At 28.9% G+C, this 2,823-nt stretch carries 2 protein-coding genes; one reads left to right on the top strand and one right to left on the bottom strand.

The window, feature by feature from the left end:
* Positions 1–32: 32 nt before the first annotated feature.
* Positions 33–1,580: a UDP-N-acetylmuramoyl-L-alanyl-D-glutamate--2,6-diaminopimelate ligase gene (locus EZH24_RS09795; RefSeq protein WP_137998967.1), complete on the top strand. Its 1,548-nt coding sequence runs from the start codon at positions 33–35 to the stop codon at positions 1,578–1,580.
* Positions 1,581–1,587: 7 nt separating this feature from the next.
* Here EZH24_RS09795 and EZH24_RS09800 read toward each other — a convergent pair.
* Positions 1,588–2,823: tetratricopeptide repeat protein (locus tag EZH24_RS09800; RefSeq protein WP_137998968.1), on the bottom strand; the 1,236-nt coding region annotated here is incomplete at its 5' end.

Raw genomic sequence — 2,823 nt, forward strand, 5'->3', positions numbered from 1 at the left:
TATAATTTATTTAAAAATAAAATCAAATTAGTATGAAGTATTTTAAAGAGCTTATTAAAGGCTATAATAATTTCGATTCAAAAAATATAAGAGCGGAATGTTTAAATACAAAAATTAAAAATATATCTTACAATTCAAAATTAATCAAAAAAGATTATATATTTGTCGCAATCAAAGGAACTAAAGAAGACGGAAATAAATATATTGAAAACGCGATAGAAAATAAAGCTAAAATTATAATATACGACTATCGCTCCAATAAGAAAAAAATAAAAGAATTAAAAAATAAATTTAATAAAACATTTTTTGTAGAGGCTAAAAATCCAAGAGAAATGCTCGCTTATATGTCGGCAAAATTATTTGACGAACCGACAAAAAAAATAAACACAATCGGAATAACGGGAACAAACGGAAAAACCACGACAAGTTATTTATTAAAATCGGTTTTAGAAAGTAATAAAAATAAAACTACTTTAATCGGCACTATAAAAAATATGATAGGAAAAAGCGAAATAAAAACAAATTTAACAACTCCCGAATCTATAGATTTGGAAAATATATTTAATAAAGCGCTCAAAAAAAATGTTTCTCATATAGTCATGGAAACTTCTTCTCAAGCGCTTGCGATGAATAGATGCGATTATTTGCAATTTGACGCCGCAATATTTACCAATATAACAGAAGACCATTTGGATTATCATAAAACAATGAAAAATTATTTGAAAGCGAAATTAAAACTTTTCGACTTATTAAAAGAAAGTTGCAAAAAGAAAAAAATAGCTATAGTAAATATCGATACGGATTATTTTAAAGAAATTTCAAATCGTATAAAAAAATTAAATCTCAAAATTACAACTTACGGATTAAACGAAAAAGCCGATTATTACGGAAAAATTATTTCTTTAAATTCAAAATCTACAGAATACGAATTTTACGCGAAAGGAAAATTCATTTCAAAAGTAAAATTGTCTATGCTCGGAAAATTCAATATATTAAATTCTTTATCCGTTTTGGCTTACGCATGCGAATATAAACTTAATATAAAAAAAGCGATAAAATCAATAAGAAAAGTTCAAGTGGCGGGAAGATTTGAAATAGTGACTGACGAAAAACATCCTTTTATAGTCGCGGTCGATTATTCGCATACGCCCGACAGTTTGGAAAATATTTTAATCGAAGCTAAAAAATTAAATCCAAATAGAGTTATAGTCGTATTCGGTTGCGGCGGAGACAGAGACAGAAAAAAGCGTCCGATAATGGCAAAAATTACGGCAAAATATTCCGATGTTTCAATTTTGACTACAGACAATCAAAGAACGGAAAGCATAGAACAAATAATGTCCGATATAGAAGCTGGTTTTGAAGGATTAAATTTTAAGAATTTTAACTATAAAAAAATAATAGACAGAAGAGAAGCGATAAAAGAAGCGATAAAGGAAGCAAAAGAAAACGATATTGTAATAATCGCTGGCAAAGGACATGAAACTTATCAAATATTTCCCGATAGAACGATAGAATTTGACGATAGAAAAGTCGCAAGAGAATTTTTAAATGAATTATTTAATAATAGAAATTCTTAAAAATTAATTATAAAACCCAATCGAGTTTTTCTTCGCTTCTTGTAACTCCAACGGGCAAATTCGTAAAATTGGATTTTTCAACCAAACTTTCCAATCTCTTTACTCCAATTATATCAATTCGCGAAATTGTGGCGTATCTTATCGCATCGGGACTCGCCATTGCGCTTGTAACCAAAATAGAATTAACAATATTATAACTCACCGCGTAATCGTATAATTGTATCAACTCTTCGTTGAATATCGGACTGTAAGACTTTCTGAAGAATATTACTTTTTTTGTGGAATGCAAACTTTTTCCTTCTTTCGCAAATATAATCAAATATTTTTTATCCGTTGTTTTCAAAGAATAAGGAATTAAATTCATGCAGGCGACTATTTTTAAAGCTCTTTCTGCAAATTCGTCTTTTTCCAATCTGAAGAAATTTTTAATGCCTTCGCTATATCTCGATTCTTTATATTCTATAAGTTTTTTGCTTACATCTTTATAGTTTGAATCTATAATAATAATATTTTCCAAAACTTCTATCGCTTTATTTATATTTTTCATTTTATCGTAGCATTCTACCAAAGTATAAAGAACGGCTAATTTCAATTCTTTATCGGGACTGTTGTATTCTATCGCCAAATCCAAAGCGGTTATTGCCAATTCTATATTTTTTAATTCGATATAACATAAGGCGATTTCATAAAGAGATTTAACGGCGTAGATTTTATCATGAGAAGAGACTTTATAATATTTAATAGCGCTTTTATAATTTCCCCTACCCTTATAAGCGCGTCCCAAATTGTAATTTAACAACGTATCGCTTTGATTTTTCTTTATAACCGTTTCCATTATAGATATTGATTCGACATAATTTTCCATATTTACGAAACAATAAGCCTTATACTTAAGCGCGTCTTTATTCGTTTTATCGAGTTCCAAAACATTATCGAAATATTTTAAAGCCGTTTCATATTGTCTATTCTCATAATAGATAATTCCTATTTCCATAGAAACTATGCTTTTATAATTATTATCCAATTTTAACAGAGTAAGAAATTGAGATAAAGCCTCTTCGTTTTTTCCGATTTTACTTAAAGATTTTCCAAGCGATAAAACCACTTCGGGAGAATAATAGCCTTCGTCAAGCGCATGCCTATATTCGACAATGGCAAAAGGATATTCTTCAGTTTTAAAATAACAATCGCCAATAAGCGCATGGACTTTCGCTCTTTCGCTTTCGTCCACTTTATTTTTTGA

It is taken from the genome of Brachyspira catarrhinii (assembly GCF_005518285.1).
Classification (GTDB): Bacteria; Spirochaetota; Brachyspiria; order Brachyspirales; family Brachyspiraceae; genus Brachyspira; species Brachyspira catarrhinii.

What these genes read in the sequence shown, in the direction of transcription:
- EZH24_RS09795 (WP_137998967.1), top strand. Translation starts at nt 33, where the DNA reads ATGAAGTATTTTAAAGAGCTTATTAAAGGCTATAATAATTTCGATTCA.